At 69.8% G+C, this 16,131-nt stretch carries 17 protein-coding genes; 6 read left to right on the plus strand and 11 right to left on the minus strand.

The genetic code is table 11. The features are described 5' to 3' along the window. The first annotated feature begins 8 nt into the window (after nucleotides 1–8). Complete coding sequence (locus tag IEY88_RS09835; RefSeq protein WP_189154291.1) at nucleotides 9–614, plus strand: hypothetical protein; 606 nt, start codon at nucleotides 9–11, stop codon at nucleotides 612–614. On the opposite strand, the gene IEY88_RS09840 is transcribed toward IEY88_RS09835, so the two are convergent. The 8 genes from IEY88_RS09840 to IEY88_RS09875 form a co-directional block, all read right to left on the minus strand. Continuing rightward, entirely contained in the window at nucleotides 611–1,066 is a 456-nt protein-coding gene (locus IEY88_RS09840; protein ID WP_189154292.1) for a MarR family winged helix-turn-helix transcriptional regulator, read from the minus strand. The genes IEY88_RS09835 and IEY88_RS09840 overlap by 4 nt on opposite strands. 24 nt (nucleotides 1,067–1,090) lie before the next feature. After that, complete coding sequence (locus IEY88_RS09845; protein WP_189154293.1) at nucleotides 1,091–2,626, minus strand: amino acid permease; 1,536 nt, start codon at nucleotides 2,624–2,626, stop codon at nucleotides 1,091–1,093. 157 nt (nucleotides 2,627–2,783) lie between these two features. Continuing rightward, nucleotides 2,784–3,707 (minus strand): cation diffusion facilitator family transporter, encoded by a 924-nt coding sequence (locus tag IEY88_RS09850; protein ID WP_189154294.1) that lies wholly within the window; start codon nucleotides 3,705–3,707, stop codon nucleotides 2,784–2,786. 46 nt (nucleotides 3,708–3,753) lie between these two features. Next, nucleotides 3,754–4,968, minus strand: coding sequence for a mannose-6-phosphate isomerase, class I (gene manA, locus IEY88_RS09855; RefSeq protein ID WP_189154295.1), 1,215 nt, complete (start codon nucleotides 4,966–4,968; stop codon nucleotides 3,754–3,756). 19 nt (nucleotides 4,969–4,987) lie between these two features. Beyond that, entirely contained in the window at nucleotides 4,988–6,052 is a 1,065-nt protein-coding gene (locus tag IEY88_RS09860; RefSeq protein WP_189154296.1) for an SIS domain-containing protein, read from the minus strand. A gap of 5 nt (nucleotides 6,053–6,057) precedes the next feature. Continuing rightward, entirely contained in the window at nucleotides 6,058–6,258 is a 201-nt protein-coding gene (locus IEY88_RS09865) for a Trm112 family protein (RefSeq protein ID WP_189154297.1), read from the minus strand. A 10-nt stretch (nucleotides 6,259–6,268) separates the two neighbouring features. After that, nucleotides 6,269–7,621 (minus strand): phosphomannomutase/phosphoglucomutase, encoded by a 1,353-nt coding sequence (locus IEY88_RS09870; RefSeq protein WP_189154298.1) that lies wholly within the window; start codon nucleotides 7,619–7,621, stop codon nucleotides 6,269–6,271. A gap of 82 nt (nucleotides 7,622–7,703) precedes the next feature. After that, nucleotides 7,704–8,063: a DUF3499 domain-containing protein gene (locus tag IEY88_RS09875; protein WP_189154299.1), complete on the minus strand. Its 360-nt coding sequence runs from the start codon at nucleotides 8,061–8,063 to the stop codon at nucleotides 7,704–7,706. A 93-nt stretch (nucleotides 8,064–8,156) separates the two neighbouring features. Between IEY88_RS09875 and IEY88_RS09880 the strand changes: the two genes are divergently transcribed. Next, complete coding sequence (locus IEY88_RS09880) at nucleotides 8,157–8,600, plus strand: metallopeptidase family protein (protein WP_189154300.1); 444 nt, start codon at nucleotides 8,157–8,159, stop codon at nucleotides 8,598–8,600. 8 nt (nucleotides 8,601–8,608) lie between these two features. On the opposite strand, the gene IEY88_RS09885 is transcribed toward IEY88_RS09880, so the two are convergent. After that, complete coding sequence (locus IEY88_RS09885) at nucleotides 8,609–11,770, minus strand: glycosyltransferase family 2 protein (RefSeq protein ID WP_189154301.1); 3,162 nt, start codon at nucleotides 11,768–11,770, stop codon at nucleotides 8,609–8,611. 39 nt (nucleotides 11,771–11,809) lie between these two features. Beyond that, a complete protein-coding gene (locus IEY88_RS09890; protein ID WP_051784712.1) occupies nucleotides 11,810–12,115 on the minus strand; it encodes a WhiB family transcriptional regulator in 306 nt (101 codons plus the stop codon). Between the two features lie 245 nt (nucleotides 12,116–12,360). Between IEY88_RS09890 and IEY88_RS09895 the strand changes: the two genes are divergently transcribed. From IEY88_RS09895 to IEY88_RS09910, 4 genes are read left to right on the plus strand one after another with little or no spacing between them, the layout of a single operon-like run. Further along, nucleotides 12,361–13,116 (plus strand): site-2 protease family protein, encoded by a 756-nt coding sequence (locus IEY88_RS09895; protein ID WP_189154302.1) that lies wholly within the window; start codon nucleotides 12,361–12,363, stop codon nucleotides 13,114–13,116. Nucleotides 13,117–13,149: 33 nt separating this feature from the next. Next, nucleotides 13,150–14,103 carry a 2-phospho-L-lactate transferase gene (cofD, locus tag IEY88_RS09900; RefSeq protein WP_189154303.1) on the plus strand — a complete coding sequence of 318 codons (954 nt, stop codon included), beginning with the start codon at nucleotides 13,150–13,152 and terminating at the stop codon, nucleotides 14,101–14,103. Next, complete coding sequence (locus tag IEY88_RS09905) at nucleotides 14,096–15,418, plus strand: coenzyme F420-0:L-glutamate ligase (protein ID WP_229693217.1); 1,323 nt, start codon at nucleotides 14,096–14,098, stop codon at nucleotides 15,416–15,418. Before cofD ends, IEY88_RS09905 begins: the two co-directional genes overlap by 8 nt. Beyond that, the gene (locus IEY88_RS09910) at nucleotides 15,415–15,942 is read left to right on the plus strand and encodes an NUDIX hydrolase (protein ID WP_189154305.1); all 528 of its coding nucleotides are present in this window, start codon (nucleotides 15,415–15,417) and stop codon (nucleotides 15,940–15,942) included. Before IEY88_RS09905 ends, IEY88_RS09910 begins: the two co-directional genes overlap by 4 nt. On the opposite strand, the gene IEY88_RS09915 is transcribed toward IEY88_RS09910, so the two are convergent. After that, nucleotides 15,939–16,127, minus strand: a complete 189-nt coding sequence (locus IEY88_RS09915; protein WP_189154306.1) for a hypothetical protein — start codon at nucleotides 16,125–16,127, stop codon at nucleotides 15,939–15,941. The two genes, IEY88_RS09910 and IEY88_RS09915, sit on opposite strands and share 4 nt — an antisense overlap. Nucleotides 16,128–16,131 lie beyond the last annotated feature (4 nt).

Genomic DNA, 16,131 nt, shown 5'->3' on the forward strand with positions numbered 1-16,131 from the left:
TAACCACCATGAAGCTCACGCCCAAGGTGATCCTCGAAGGCACGCGGCTGACCGGCAAGACGGACCTGGCGTTCGCGTTGAACGAGCACCCGCGTCTGGTCGGTCACCGCAGGTACCGGTACCACTCGCCGTTGATCTCGGGTGAGTGGAGCGGGTTCAGCAACGAACCGTGGGGACGCGGGCTGATCGACTTCGCGCCGGACGAGACCGCGCACGCGATGGAGACCTACGAGACGTGGGTGCGGATGTTCGAACTGCAGCGCTTCTACTCGTGGATCGTCGACCGGTTCCACCTGTCCACCCTGGCCTACCAGGCACGGCAGGGGCGTGAGTTCGACTTCGGCTGGCTGGAGGAACGGCTGAAGCCGCTCAACTTCGCGATCGTGTTGTGCACGCGGCCGGAGGACACGTTCGAGGCGGCACGGGAAGAACGGCTGAAGATCAGCGCGAACCCGAAGCAGTACGACTCGCTGGAACCGTTCGTCGAGGAGCAGCGCCAACTCCGTGAGCTCGCGGCGAAGTCGATCCTGCCCGTGCTGGAGCTGGACGTGACGCGGCAAGGCCCGGACGACGTCGCCGAGTGGCTCGACGAACGGGGTCTGCTGACGCTCTAGTCGTCCGCCTTCTCCTGCACGACCTTCATGAACGACCCCAGCTGCGCGAGCTGTTCCGGCGTGAACAGGTCGATCAGGTACTCGCGGACCGTGGTGACGTGACCGGGCGCGGTGGTGCGCAACAGGTCCTTGCCCGCGTCGGTCAGCACGGCGAGGATGCCGCGCTCGTCGGACTCGTGCGGCTCGCGCCGCACGAGTCCCGCCTTCTCCAGCTTGCCGATCTGGTAGGTCAGCGAGCTCTTCGACACCACGACCCTGCGGGCCAGCTCGGTCATGCGCATGCGGTTGTCCGGACGTTCGGACAGCACGATCAGCACGTTGTACTGCGCGTGCGAGAGACCCGCGTCGCGCTGCAACTGCTGTTCGATCTGCCTCTCGAGGAGGTGGTACGCCTGGACGAAATGGTTCCAGGCGCCCGACTCCTCCTCGGAGAGCCACCGCGCGTTTTCCATGGTGCGCAGATTAGTTGGTGCGAGCTAGATGCCGGGTTCTTCGCCTCGCTTGACCACCGGTTCGGGCTCGACCTTGCTCTGACCGGTCTTGCCCAGCACCGAGTTGCGGCGGCTGTAGACGAAGTAGACGACGACACCGAGCGCCATCCAGATGAGGAACCGGATCCACGTGAGCGCGGTCAGGTTCAGCATCAGCCACAGGCAGGCGAGGATCGCGAGGATCGGCACCAACGGCACGAGCGGCACGCGGAATCCACGTTCCAGGTCCGGTCGCGTCTTGCGCAGCACCAGCACGCCCGCGGACACGAGGATGAACGCGAACAGCGTGCCGACGTTCACCATCTCCTCGAGCTTGCCCGCCGGGAAGAAGCCCGCGGCGACCGCGACCAGCACACCGATGATGATCGTGATGCGGGTCGGCGTGCCGTGGCTGCCGGTCTTCGCGAGCTTGCGCGGCAGCAGGCCGTCGCGCGACATCGCGAAGAGCACGCGGCTCTGGCCGAGCATCAGCACCATGACGACGGTGGTGAGACCGGCGAGCGCGCCGATCGAGATCACCGTTGCCGCCCAGTCGACCCCGTTCTCCGCGAACGCACTGGCGAGCGTCGCGCGCGTGCCGTCCGGCTGGGTCGCGAGCTCCTTGTACGGGACCATGCCGGTGATCACCAGCGTGACGGCGACGTAGAGCACCGTGACGATGGCGAGCGAGCCGAGGATGCCGCGCGGCACCGCCTTCTGCGGGTTCTTGGTCTCCTCCGCCGTGGTCGCCACGACGTCGAAGCCGATGAACGCGAAGAACACGATGGACGCCGCGGCCAGCATGCCGAGCACTCCGTACGTGCTGCCCGAGTAACCGGTGATCAGCGAGAACAGCGACTGCTCGACGCCGGTGTGCGCGGCAGGGCCACCTTCGGCGGCCGGCGGGATGAACGGCGTGTAGTTCTCGGCCTTGATGTAGCTGATGCCGAGCACGATCACGAGCAGCACCACCGCGACCTTGATGGCCGTGATGACCGCGCTGACGCGGGACGAGAGCTTCGTGCCGATGACCAGCAGGACCGTGAGCACCGCGACCAGGAGCACCGCGCCCCAGTCGAACTTGATGCCGTCGCCGACCTCGGTCTTCACGTCGAGACCCATGAGCCCCAACGTGGTCTGCAGGTACGCGGACCAGCCCTTGGCGACCGCGGCCGAGCCGACCGCGAACTCCAGCACCAGGTCCCACCCGATGATCCACGCGGCGAACTCGCCGAACGTCGCGTAGGAGAAGGTGTACGCGCTACCCGCGACCGGCACCGTCGAGGCGAACTCGGCGTAGCACAACGCGGCCAGCGCGCACGCGATCGCCGCCAGCACGAAGGACAGCGAGACCGACGGCCCCGCGATGTTGCCCGCGGTGCTCGCGGTCAGCGTGAAGATGCCGGCACCGATGACGACCGCGACACCGAAGACCGTGAGGTCCCACGCCGTCAGGTCCTTGCGGAGCTTGGTGCCCGGCTCGTCCGTGTCCGAGATCGACTGCTCGATCGACTTCGTGCGCCACAACCCGTTTCCCGGCATGGTGCATTCCTCCCTGATGGAACCCGATTCGGCCCACCCTAGAGGTATCCACCAGGTGAGATGCCCATAGCTCTTGTCCGCAGGTTGTCCGGCGTTTTGTCCCGGGAACGACGAAGCCGCCCCGGGCGGTGACCCGGAGCGGCTTCGAGGGAACAGATCAGGAGCTGGCGACCGTCGAGCGGTCCAGGTCCGGCTCCAGGTAGATCAACCGGGCGTGCGGCACCTTGGCCCGCACCCGCTGCTCGGCGTCGTTGATGGCCTGGGCCACCTCGTCGAGCGGCAGGCGGGGCTCCAGCGCGATCTTCGCCGCCACGAGCATCTCGTCCGGGCCGATGTACTGGGTCTTGATGTGGATGACGCGCTGCACCTTGCCGGCGGCCAGCTCGTCGATGATCACGTCGAGGTCCTTGTCGGACGCGCCCTCACCGATCAGCAGCGACTTCATCTCGATGATCAGGATGATCGCGATGACGCCCAGCAGCACACCGATGGCGACCGTGCCGAGTGCGTCGAAGACCGGGTTGCCGGTGATCGTCGCGAGGCTGACACCGATCAGTGCCAGGATCAGACCGATCAGCGCGCCCGCGTCCTCCAGCAGCACGACCGGCAGTTCCGGCGTGCGGGAGTTGCGGATGAACTGCCACCAGGTGGCGTCGCCCTTGATCTTCTTCGACTCGACGATCGCGGTGTAGAAGCTGTAGCACTCCAGGCCGATCGCGACGACGAGGATGCCGACGGCGACGAGCGGGCTGGACAACTCCTCGGGGTGCTGCAGCTTGTGGATGCCCTCGTACAGCGCGAACACCGAGCCGAGGGTGAAGAGCATCAGCGCCACCACGAACGACCAGAAGTAGCGGTCGCGGCCGAAGCCGAACGGGTGCAGCTTGGTCGCCCTGCGCTGGGCCGTCTTCTGGCCGAGCAGCAGCAGCCCCTGGTTCGACGTGTCGGCGACCGAGTGCACCGACTCGGCCAGCATCGACGACGAGCCGGTGATCAAGAATCCGACGAACTTCGCCACCGCGATACCGGCGTTCGCCACCAAAGCCGCGACGATGGCCTTGGTTCCGCCCCCTGCTGACACGCTGTCTCCTTGCTGAGAACCGGTCCGGTTTGTCCGGTGGTGAACCTTAGTCCGTTCCCGCTGTCGCGCGGAAAAGTTCAGCGGATTCAACACCATCCGGCCGCACGAGCACGGCCGGGTCCGAGGCGGGCAGCCAGACCGACTGTCCACGGGTCAGTCCGAGCTCGTCGCCGCGGGCGTTCGTGAGTACCACGGCACCCTCGGTGCAAATCATGATCTGCGGACCTTCGTGGTCGATCCTCGTCTCGCCGGCCAGGTCCAACCTGGACAGTTCGAACTCCGGCGCCGGCGTGCGGTACACGCGGACACCGGGCTGGACCTCCTCGCCGAGCAGCACTTCCATGTCACCGCAGGTGAAGTCGAGCACCCGCAGCAGCTCGGGCACGTCGACGTGCTTCGGCGTGAGGCCGCAGCGCAGGACGTTGTCCGAGTTCGCCAGGATCTCGATGCCCGTTCCCCGCAGGTACGCGTGCAGGTTGCCGGCGGGCAGGTGGATGGCCTCGCCCGGCTGCAGCACGATGCGGTTGAGCAGCAACGCCGCGAGCACGCCCGCGTCGCCGGGGTAGGACTCCCCCAGCTCGAGGATCGTGCGGCACTCCATGTCGAACTCGCCGTGCTCCTTCACGTGCAGCACGCACGCGTCGAGGACCTGCGGGAGCAGCGACGACAGCGACGTCTGCGGCAGCGTGATCAACATCGTGAACAGCGCGCGCAGGCCCGACGAGTCCGGCTGCGCGACCAGCATCTCGGTGTACGGCGCCAACGCGGGCGCGTCCAGCGTGCGGAGCAACGAGACCGTGCGCTCGGGAGACCGGAAACCCGCGAGGGCGTGGAACTCGGTCAGGGCGCAGATCAGCTCCGGCTTGGCCGCCGGGTCCTTGTAGTTGCGCACCGGCGAGTCGAGCGGCACGAGCCGCCTCTCCTCGGCGGCGAAGCCCTCCGCCGCCTGCACGGCCGACGGGTGCGCCTGCAGGCTCAGCGCCTCGTCGGCGGCGAGCACCTTGATCAGGAACGGGAGCCTGCTGCCCCACCGCTCGGCCACGCGCGGGCCGAGCTGGCCGTGGGGGTCGGCCGTCAGCAGGTCGAGCAACGACCGCTCGGCACCGTCCGGGCCGACCACCCTGGACGGGTCGCCGGGGTGGGCGCCCATCCACAGCTCGGCCTCGGGATGGGGTGCGGGCACCTCCCTCCCGAGCAGCTCGGCGATGGCCGTGCGTGAACCCCACGCGTACGGCCTTACCGCGTTGTGCAGCAGGTCCACTTCTAAGTCAGCTCCCAAATCAGTACGGGTTGCCGCCGAGATTCCCGGCGGCGAGCCCGAGGTACAGCGCGGCCAGTTCGAAGCGGAGCGCGAGGAGTGCGGCGCTGACCGCGTCGCCTCCCGCCACCTCGACGGCCGGCTCCAGCACGTCGGCTCCCGGCAGGGCGTCCTCGGCGGCGTGCCTCACGGCTTCGGCCACCGGGCCCTGGCGCACGGCCAGCAACAGCACGCGCACGAGTCCACTGCCCGGCTCGTCGTCCGGGTCCGCGAAGAGATCCGCACCGGAGGTTCCCCGCACCGCGCGGCGGTGCAGCACCGATCGGGTCAGTGCCTGCGGATACCCGGCGACGTCGCAGGCGACACCGGCGAACGCCGCCAGCACGTTCGCGCCGTGCACGCCCACCGACGTGGCGACCTCGTCGAGGCCCCACAGCAGCGGCGTGCGGTCGGCGACGCGCAGCGCGAGCGACTTCGCCGGGTTCACGAACGACTCGTGCATCGGGTGGTCGCGCTCGGCCTCGCGGTCGAGCTCGTCCGCGATCAGGTCGACGTCGGCCTTCAGCAACCCCAGCGAGTGCAGCACCAGGAGCCACGCGGCGAGCGCGCGCGGGAAGCTGAAGCCCGGCGGTACGTCGACGCGGGGCGGCAGCAGCACGGCGCGCCCGGCGGCGGCCGCGGCGATCGGACCGGAGTCCGGCGCCGTCAGCAGCGTCCTGGCGCCCCTGCGGACGGCCCTGTCGATCGACTCGGCGAGCACCCGGTCACCGGGCTCCTCGGTGTGCGCAAGCACCACGTCGAGCGCGCCGACCCACGGCGGCACCTCGTCGGCCACCACGACCGGCACCGAGCAACTCGGCCCGAGCAACGCCGTGACGACGTTGGCGACCGCCTGCGAGTTGCCGGGCCGGGTGATCAGCACGACCGCGCGCGGGCGTTCGGAGAAGATCCGCTCCACCCCCGCCTCGGCCGCGGCCTCGGCGGTGGAACGGACCTGTGCCCCCGCCCGCGCGGCGGCACGCAGCCAGCCACCCGTGTCGGCGTCGGCGAGCCGGCTCGAGTCGTCGAGCAGCGTGTCGTCGAGCACCTACGTCACCCAGCCGACGGCGGCTCGACCGCCTCGTCCAGCAGCAGGACCGGAATGCCGTCGCGAACGGGGAACGAACGACCACACGCGGTGCACGTGAGGAAGTCCGCCTCCGGATCGGACGGCGTACCGACCTGCAGCGGCGCGTGCTCGGGGCACGGGCAGGCGAGGATCTCCAGCAACTGCTCTTCGAGCTTGACGGCCACGATGTTCTCCTCAGGCCCGCACGATCGCGAGGACCTCGTCGCTGAGCGCGGCGACGGCCTCGGGGGTGGCGGCTTCGACGTTCAGGCGCAGCAGCGGCTCGGTGTTCGAGGCACGCAGGTTGAACCACGACCCGTCCGCCAGCTGCACGGTGAGACCGTCCAGCTCGTCGACCGTGGCGCCGTCCTTGGAGCCGTACGCGTCCTTGATCGCGGCGATCCGGCCGGCCTGGTCCCGCACCGTCGAGTTGATCTCACCGGAGGCGGCGTAGCGGTTGTAGACCGAGGTCAGCGTGGACAGCGGGCCGTCCTGCTCACCGAGCGCGGCCAGCACGTGCAGCGCGGCCAGCATGCCGGTGTCGGCCTTCCAGAAGTCGCGGAAGTAGTAGTGCGCCGAGTGCTCGCCACCGAAGATGGCACCGGTCTTGGCCATCTCCTCCTTGATGAACGAGTGGCCGACGCGCGTGCGCACGGGCTTGCCGCCGTGCTCGCTGACGATCTCCGGCACGGCGTGCGAGGTGATCAGGTTGTGGATGATCGTGCCGCCGGGGTCCTTGGCGAGCTCGCGCACGGCCACCAGCGCGGTGATCGCGGACGGGCTGACCGGGTCGCCGTTCTCGTCCACGACGAAGCAGCGGTCCGCGTCGCCGTCGAACGCGACACCGGCGTCGGCGCCCTCGGCCTTGGTGCGGGCCTGGAGGTCGACGATGTTCTTGGGGTCGAGCGGGTTCGCCTCGTGGTTCGGGAAGCTGCCGTCGAGCTCGAAGTACATGGGGATGACCTCGATGGGCAGGCCCTCGAAGACCTGCGGCACCGTGTAGCCGCCCATGCCGTTGCCCGCGTCCACGACGATCTTCAGCGGGCGGATGCTCTTCAGGTCGACCAGCTCGTTGAGGTAGGCCGCGTAGTCGACGAGCATGTTGCGCTCCTCGAACGTGCCCGGCTCCACGCCCTCGGCGTCGGCGACCTGGTTCTCGGCGTCCTCGCGGATCTGGCCGAGACCGGTGTCCTGGCCGACCGGCGACGCGCCCGCGCGGCACAGCTTGATGCCGTTGTACTGCGCCGGGTTGTGGCTCGCGGTGAACATGGCACCCGGCAGGTCGAGCTTGCCGGACGCGAAGTAGAGCATGTCCGTGCTGGCCAGGCCGATGCTGATCACGTTCACGCCCTGCGCCTGGGCTCCCGCGGCGAACGCACGCGACAGCTCGGGCGACGAGTCGCGCATGTCGTGACCGATCACGATGGTCGGTCCACCGACCAGTCGCGCGAAAGCCGCGCCGAAGTCGCGGACCAGGCCGGCGTCCAGCTGTTCGCCGACCACCCCGCGGATGTCGTACGCCTTGACGATGCCGGACAGGTCACGCACGCCGCACACTCCCGAAACTCGCTCTTGACGGCCACTGTCCGGGCAGCCTACCGGCGAGAAGATTAGCGGTGCGTGTGGTCGTTCAGTCCTCGTGCGGATCAGGCAATACCCGCAGGTGGCCACGCCTGTGAGAGCCCGCAGGCACGTCGGGCAGCTTCGGGCTCACATCAGCCCGCCCAGCTTCCCTCACGGCCTCGGCCAACGCCGTCAGGTCGTCCACCGTCGGCTCGGGCGCCGCGAACTCACCCTGATGCCTCACGACCTCCCAGCCACGAGGCGCCGTGAGCCGCAACGCGTGCTCCTCACACAGGTCGTAACTGTGTGGTTCGGAGTACGTGGCAAGCGGCCCGACGACCGCGGTGGAGTCCGCATAGGCGTAGGTGAGCGTGGCGACAGCCGGGTTAGCACACCCGGTTCGCGAGCACCGTCTCACGCTCCGCACGATCGGGGACGATAGCGCGTCCACGGGAGGCTGTGTGTGAGGCACGCTGTGTTTAGTCGTCCGGGGGAACAACTAGGCTGCTGGGTTGTGGTGATGGCACGGGGTACACAGCGGCAGGATTCGCCGCGCCGACGCAACCGCGACCGGCACGGGCGAGGCCTGCGCGGTCCGCTCTACCCGGCCACCCTCCCCGCGGCCCGTTCCCGCGCCGAACGCTTCGACGCGCTGGTCATCGAGGCGCTGGAACCCATCGAGACCCGCTGGCGCACCGAGCTCACCCAGCTCGACGTGGCGGTCGACGACGTGCCGGAGGTCCAGGTCGAGGGCGAGGACGGCGTGGTGGAGGACGGCAACGTCCCCCTGGCCCGCCTGCTGCCCGCCGGCTCGGACAACCGTGCCCGGATCGTGCTCTACCGCCGCCCGCTCGAGGCGCGCGCGAAGGACGGCGCCGACCTGTCCGACCTGGTGCACGACGTCCTGGTCGAACAGATCGCGAACTACCTGGGGCTCGACCCGGACGTCGTCGACGAGGGCTGAGACCCCTCTCACACCCCGCGCCTGCGGGTGGGGATGGCGGTCAGCAGCGTGAACAGCGCCGCGGCCGCCTGCCCGAGCAGCAGGAAGTCCCGCAGCGTCGTGGACATCGACACCCGGACCTCCGCCCCTCCCGACGGCAGCGGCACCCCGACCAGGTGCCCCCAGGCCCGCACGACGGGCACCTGGGCGCCGTCCACGGTGACCTGCCAGCCGGGCTCGTCCTCGGCGGCCAGCACGAGCACCCGTCCCTCACCGCCGGGCGAGACCTTCACGGCCACGTCGGGCAGCGACACGTTCACCGGCGCCACCCCCTCGGCCGCGAGTTCCGACGGCGGTTCTCCACCCGTTCGGGCACGCCTGGCCAGATCGGGCGCCAGCAACACCCCGGTGTCGGCGGCCAGCCGCACCCGCAGCACGGGCCGTCCGTCCGTCGCCCGCGGTGCCTCGGACACCAGCTCCCCGGCGGCCGCCCGGATCTTCGCCGAAGCCTCGTCGGAGGGCAGCACCAGGAACGTGACCCCGGACGAGGCCGCCTGTCCCAGCGCCACCTTCACGGCCGGGGCGGCCCCGTCCAGCAGCGTCGAGTTCCACCGCCGCAACCGGGCGGGCGACGAGACGGTGGGCACCAGGTCGTCGTCGCCGAACGCGGGCATCCGGCCGGCGACCTGCCGGGCGGTCGGCCCGAGGATCAGCACCGAACGCCCGCTGCGCTCCAGCTCGGCGGTCAGCGACGTGGTCAACGCCACCCCGCCGTCGGCCTTCAGCGGCCCGGACCGCAGGTCCAGGAGCCCGGCGACGCCCACGCTGACCAGCGTCACCACGCCGACGACGTAGACGGCCCTGCGCACCCGAGCCTGTGCGGCGATGCCCGGCGGCACCCCGCGCTGACACCCGGCGAGCACCACGCAGATGAGACCCCAGCCCAGGATCACCAGCGGCGTCCCCGGCCAGGCCCCCACCGCGGCCACCGCCGCGAGGGCCCCGATGGCCAGCACGACCACCGTCAGGCCGGGCAGCATCGACGCGTTCGGGCGCAGGACGGCGGCGGCGAACGCGGCGGCCACGAAGACCGAGCACACGATCAGGTTCGGCGGTGGCGACTCGAACGCGGCACCAAGGCCGTTGAGAACCATCTCCGGGTGTTGCAGCAGGACGGCGGGCCACGGCAGAAGCAGGCCCATCGGCAGAAGCACGATCACGAACAGAGCCGCGATCCGGCGCGCACCGCCGGTCACCGCGATGAATCCGCCCAACGCGCCGACGATCGCCACGGCGTGCGTCAGTGGCGAGAAGGCTCCGAGGACCGCGACACCTATGGCGGTGCCGGAGGCCATGGGCAGCCAGGCGTGCGTGGAGGACGCGCGCAGGACCGCGTACACGCCGGCGAACACCACGGGCGTGACGATGTGCACGACGACGACGTCCAACCGGCCCTCGGCGACGGCGGTCGTGGCAACTGGCAGCAGGCCGTAGAAGGCCGCCGCCACCGCGCGCACGGAACGCCGTACGCGCAAGCCGCGTGACGCGATGTAGGCCGACAACGCGGCGAGAGGGATGTCACCGAGCAACAGCAGGGCGACGGCGAACGACGGTCCGCCGGGGATCAGTCCCAGAACGGCCAGGGCGGCGGGCGCCGGAGCCGCGGTGCCACCGAAGACCGGGTGCCACGAGGACAGGTAGGTCGACCAGACCTCCCCGGCCGAGCCGACCGGGAGCAGCCGGCCGCCCGCGAGGTCGAGTCCGAGCCTCGACCAGTTCGCGATCACCGCGACGACCGAGAGCCCCAGCAGCAACAGGACCGGTGGCGAGAGCAGGAGCGAGCGCAGCACCCGCGACTGGTCGACCTCGACGAACACCACGCCGGGCGCCGCTCGCGGACCCGGTGACGGACGAGGGCGCGGGGACGGGCGCAGGGCACCGGGCAGTGCGGCGTCGACGGACACGACGACGGGCGGGCGGCGCAGACCGGCGACGCGCGGACGTCCGCGTGAGGCACCGGCCGGCAGCGCGGCGGGGCCGACGAGCCGGGAGTCCATTTCGGACGGTTCGAGCCACGTCGAACCGGAATCGGTTGCGGGCAAACGACCCAGCGCGGCGTCGGCCTCGACCCGGCGGCGGATCAGGAAGGCCGTCCCGGCGCGGACCGCGTTGCGCAGCCGGGTGAGTCTGCTGGTGAAGAGCCCGCGCACCACGGCGGACCCGCGACGGGCACGACGTCCTTCGAGCAGCCGGCCGCGCGTCAGGAGGTAGCGGGCCGCACCGACCTCGGCGTGTGCGTCCGCGAAACGCCGTAGCAGCAGGAAGCCGAGGGCCCTCAGCAGCGACAGGAACAGCAGCCGCGGAAGTCCTGCGAGAAACGACAAAGTTGAACAATTGACCAAGAAAGTGCGCATGCCGTGCGCGCGGTCGACGCCACGAAATGACGGACCGGGCCGTGCCATCGCCGCGTCCAAACGGCGTGCGCCTTTAGTTGCGGCGCGGGCATGTCGCATGCGTGCGACGGGTACGCACAGGACCAAATGACCCGAGCGATTAGCGCGCCAGCCGAAGTCGACGTCGTCGCGCAGCAGTGGCATCGCTTCGTCGTAACCGCCGAGTGAGTGCCAAACCTCACGTTTGATCAACGAACCCGCGGACGAGACGGCGAGAACCTCGGTGCTCTGCTGAAACGATGCGGAATGTTCGGCGGACGACAGACCAGTCTGTCGATGTCCTGAAGAATCCGTCGAGAGACCTGCCTCGACGACCAGACGAGAATCCACCCAATCGAGGCACAGAGGACCGAGCACGGCGGCCGACGGGGACACTTCGGCCGCGGTCAGCAAAGACGCGAGGCAGTCCGGTTCGGGCGCGCTGTCGTCGTGCAGCAGCCACAGCCACCTGCCCGGGTCACCCCACCGTTCGACGGCGTGCTCGACGGCGATGCGCACGGCGGTGCCGAAGCCCGTGCCGCGCGGCGCTGTCAGCACACCGTCCAGCAGGTCTTCAGCCTCGGCCAGGACTTTTGCCGTCCCGTCCGTGGAGCCGGTGTCGACCGCGATCACGTGCCGGGGACGAATTCGCTGACGCCGCAAGGCAGACAGCGCCGTGCTGAGCCACTGGTCGCCGTCGTGGCAGACCAGGACGCACAGCACCGGCGCTGTCCTGAGCCTCGGGTGAGGACTTGTCACGCCCTCAAGTTAAGGCAGAAAGATCACGCTTCTGTCTGACTAGACGGCTCGCTTCTTCAGTTTGCGGCGCTCTCGTTCGCTGAGACCGCCCCAGATGCCGAAGCGTTCGTCGTGCTGGAGTGCGTACTCCAGGCACTCCGACCGCACCTCGCAGCCCAGGCAGATGCGCTTGGCCTCCCGCGTCGACCCTCCCTTTTCGGGGAAGAACGCCTCGGGATCCGTCTGGGCGCAGAGCGCGCGCTCCTGCCAGTCCTGCTCGTCGGCAGGGTCGAACAGGTACGATAGCTCGCCCTGTACGACCGGCTGCGTGACGTGATCTTCTTCGAGCTCTTCGAATTCCTGCATTTCGTCCGCCTCCTCGCCTTCCGCTCTCCCCGGTTGGCGGACGCCATACGCCGTTCCCACAACGACGAATGACACCGATGTGATTACACCTGCGTCACAGCGAGCGGTCAAGCGGAGTCCACACGTCGGGGGATATTCGCGCGGATGGCCGCAAAAACCTTGACTGACTGCACAGACGGTGATTCAGGTGCCACAACCCGTCCCCGAACGGCCCACCACGCCGGCCGACACGCCACACTGGAGGGGTGAAGCGATCAGCAGTGCGCCCCAGTCCACTGTTCCTCGGCCTGCTCGCGGCAACCGTCGCCGGAGCTGCTCTCACCCTGCTCGAAGGTGACCTCGCCATCAAGTCGGGCACCATCCTGTTCGTCCTCGCCGGGTGGGCCGTGACGCTGTGCCTGCACGAGTTCGGGCATGCCGCCGTCGCGTACAAGGGCGGCGATTTCTCCGTACGTGACAAGGGTTATCTGACCCTCGACATCCGTCGTTACACCGACCCGGTGCTCAGCATCGTGCTGCCGCTCGTGCTGCTGGTCATGGGCGGAATCCCACTTCCGGGTGGTGCTGTGTGGATCAACCACCACGCCCTGCGGTCCAAGAAGATCGAGTCGTTGGTCTCACTCGCGGGCCCGATCTCGAACCTCGTGATCGGCGTGCTGCTCGCCCTCGTCGTCGCGGTCTTCTCGCCGCCCGCCGCGCTCGCCGCCGCGATTTCGTACCTTGCTTTGTTGCAGGTGTTCGCGTTCGTGCTCAACATCCTGCCGATTCCCGGTCTGGACGGCTGGGGTGCCCTGGAACCGTTCCTGCCCTACGAGGCGCAGAAGTTCGGCGCGAAGGCCCGGCCGTGGGCGCCGCTGGTCCTGTTCGCCGTCCTGATCGGCTTCTCCGCCGTCAGCCAGCTGTTCTTCGAGGCGTCGACCTGGGTGTTCGAGCTCATCGGCGGCGACCCGTTCTCGGCGTTCGACGGCTCGCGGACGTTCTCGTTCTGGCGCTACCTGTAAGCGCGAACCGGCGCTGTGGAAGCATGGGCGGGCGTGAAGGTCGTAGCACTCGTCGGCGGGGTCGGCGGCGCGAGGTTCCTGCAAGGACTCAGAGCTCTCGGAGCGGACGTCACCGCGGTGGTGAACACCGGCGATGACATGTGGATGCACGGGCTGCGCATCACGCCCGACCTCGACACCTGCATGTACACGCTGGGCGGTGGCATCGACGTCGAACGCGGCTGGGGTCGCGAGGACGAGTCGTGGACCGTCAAGGAGGAGCTCGCGGCGTACGGGGCCGAACCGACGTGGTTCGGCCTGGGCGACCGGGACATCGCGACGCACCTCGTTCGCACCCGCATGCTGCGCGCCGGCTACCCGCTGTCCGCCGTGACGGAGGCGCTGTGCGACCGGTGGAAGCCGGGCGTGAAGCTGCTGCCGATGTCCGACGACCGGGTGGAGACCCACGTCGTCGTGGAGCTCGACGGTGAGACGAAGGCCATCCACTTCCAGGAGTGGTGGGTGAAGCACCGGGCCGGCGTGCCCGCGCAGTCGTTCGCGTTCGTCGGCGCCGAGACCGCCACCGCCGGGCCCGGCGTGCTGGACGCGATCGGCGAGGCGGACGCGGTGATCTTGGCCCCGTCCAACCCCGTGGTGAGCGTCGGCACGATCCTCAACGTGCCCGGCGTGCGCGACGCGCTGCGCAAGACCGAAGCGGGCGTCGTGGGCCTCTCCCCGATCATCGGCGGGAAACCGTTGCGGGGCATGGCCGACGCCTGTCTGGACGCGATCGGCGTGGAAACGTCGGCCGAGGCGGTCGGGCGGCTCTACGGCTCCCGCAAGTGCTCCGAGGACGGCATCCTCGACGCGTGGCTGGTGCACACCGGTGACCGCGCTGACGTGCCGGGTGTCGCAGTGCGCGCCGTTCCGCTGCTGATGTCCGATGTGGACACGACCGCGCAGATGGCCCGGGACGCGCTGGAACTGGCCGGGGTCGAAGTTGACTGATCACGCCGCGGCGGCGCTGGAACTGCTGCCGGTCGCCGGCCTGCCGGAATTTCGCCCCGGCGACGACCTGGCGGGCGCGATCGCCTCTGCCGCCCCCTGGCTGCGCGACGGCGACGTGCTGGTCGTCACGTCCAAGATCCTGTCCAAAGTAGAGGGACGGCTCGTGCGCGTGCCGGCCGATCCCCTCGAGCGGGACCGCATCCGCCGCGAGCACGTCGACGCGGAGTCCGTGCGGGTGCTGGCCCGCAAGATGCGCACGCTGATCACCGAGAACAAGCTCGGCATCGTGCAGGCCGCGTCCGGCGTCGACGCCTCGAACGTGGCGGGCGACGAGATCGCGCTGCTCCCGGTCGACCCGGACGGCTCCGCGGCCTCCCTGCGCTCCGCGCTGAAGGCCTCGCTCGGTGTCGAGGTCGCCGTGGTGGTCACCGACACGATGGGCCGCGCGTGGCGGATGGGCCAGACCGACGCCGCGATCGGCGCGTCCGGCATCCGCGTGCTGCACGACTACGCGGGCGCGGTGGACGAGCACGGCAACGAGCTCGCGGTGACGATGGTTGCGATCGCCGACGAGATCGCCGCGGCCGCCGACCTGGTGAAGGGCAAGCTCGGCGCGGTGCCGGTGGCGGTGCTGCGCGGGTTCGACGTGGTGGACGACGGTTCCACGGCGCGCGACCTGAACCGGCCGGTCGAGGAGGACCTCTTCAGCCTCGGCACGGAGGAGGCGCTGGCCCTGGGCCGCGCTCAGGCCGTGCTGATGCGCAGGTCCGTGCGGTTCTACTCGGACGAGCCGGTTGATCTCGCGGTGGTGCGACGGGCCGTCGGTGCGGCGTTGACCGCGCCCGCGCCGCACCACACGAAGCCGCTGCGGTTCGTGCTGGTGCGGGAGAAGCGTTCTGCGCTTTTGCAGGCCATGCGCGCGCAGTGGGAGACCGATCTGCGCGCGGACGGGTTCACTCCTGACCAGATCGCACGCCGGGTGCGCCGTGGTGACCTGCTGGTGGAGGCACCGGAGATCATCGTGCCGTTCCTCGTGCGCGACGGCGCGCACTCCTACCCCGACGCACGCCGCGCGGACGCCGAGAAGACGATGTTCACGGTCGCCGGCGGCGCCGCCGTGCAGGCCCTGCTGGTGGCGCTGGCCGCCGAGGGGCTCGGCTCGTGCTGGGTGTCGTCGACGATCTTCTGCGCCGACCTCGTGCGCTCCGTGCTGGGCGTGCCGGACGACTGGGAACCGCTGGGCGCCGTCGCGGTCGGGCACCCGGCCGAACCGCTGACGCCGCGCGAGCCGCTGGAAGGGCTGATCGAACTGTGACGCTGCACGCCGACGCCGTCTCGACGCTGAGCCGGTTCGCGGGCCAGGACGCCCTGCGCGAGGCCTACCTGGGCTTCCTGGCGGCCCGTGAAGACGCCTGCCAGCGCTCTTGCGAGCCCGGCCACCTCACGGCCTCCGCACTGGTCTTGGACGCCACGGCGGAGCACGCGTTGCTGACGCTGCACCCGCGCGTGGGCCGCTGGCTGCAACTGGGCGGCCACTGCGAGCCCGAGGACGTTTCTCTGGCCGCCGCCGCTCTGCGCGAGGCGACCGAGGAGTCCGGCATGCGCGGGCTGCGGATCGAGCCGACGCCGATCCACCTCGACGTGCACCCGATCACGTGCTCGCTCGGCAAGCCGACGCGGCACTTCGACGTGCGGTTCCTGGTGCGCGCCCCCGTCGGTGCGCAGCCGGTGCGGTCGGCGGAGTCGGTCGACCTGCAGTGGTGGCCGCTGGACTCGTTGCCGGACAACGTGGACGACCTGCACCCGCTGATCGAGAGCGCTCTCGCACGCCTGCGTTAGCGCTTGAGCGCCCGGTACCGCTTCGTCAGCGCGGTGATCCGCGCGGGATCAGCGCCGCCGTTCAGTTCGGCGAGCAGGTCGTCGGGACACAGTTCGTAGAGGTCGCCCCACCAGCGCCGCGACTTGGTGTTCCAGATCCGGTAGCCACCGGGAACGCCTTTCGCCACGTACCGCCGCTTCGCCAAGAAC

Origin of the sequence: Lentzea pudingi (genome assembly GCF_014646255.1) — a bacterium.
In the GTDB taxonomy this organism is placed as follows: domain Bacteria; phylum Actinomycetota; class Actinomycetes; order Mycobacteriales; family Pseudonocardiaceae; genus Lentzea; species Lentzea pudingi.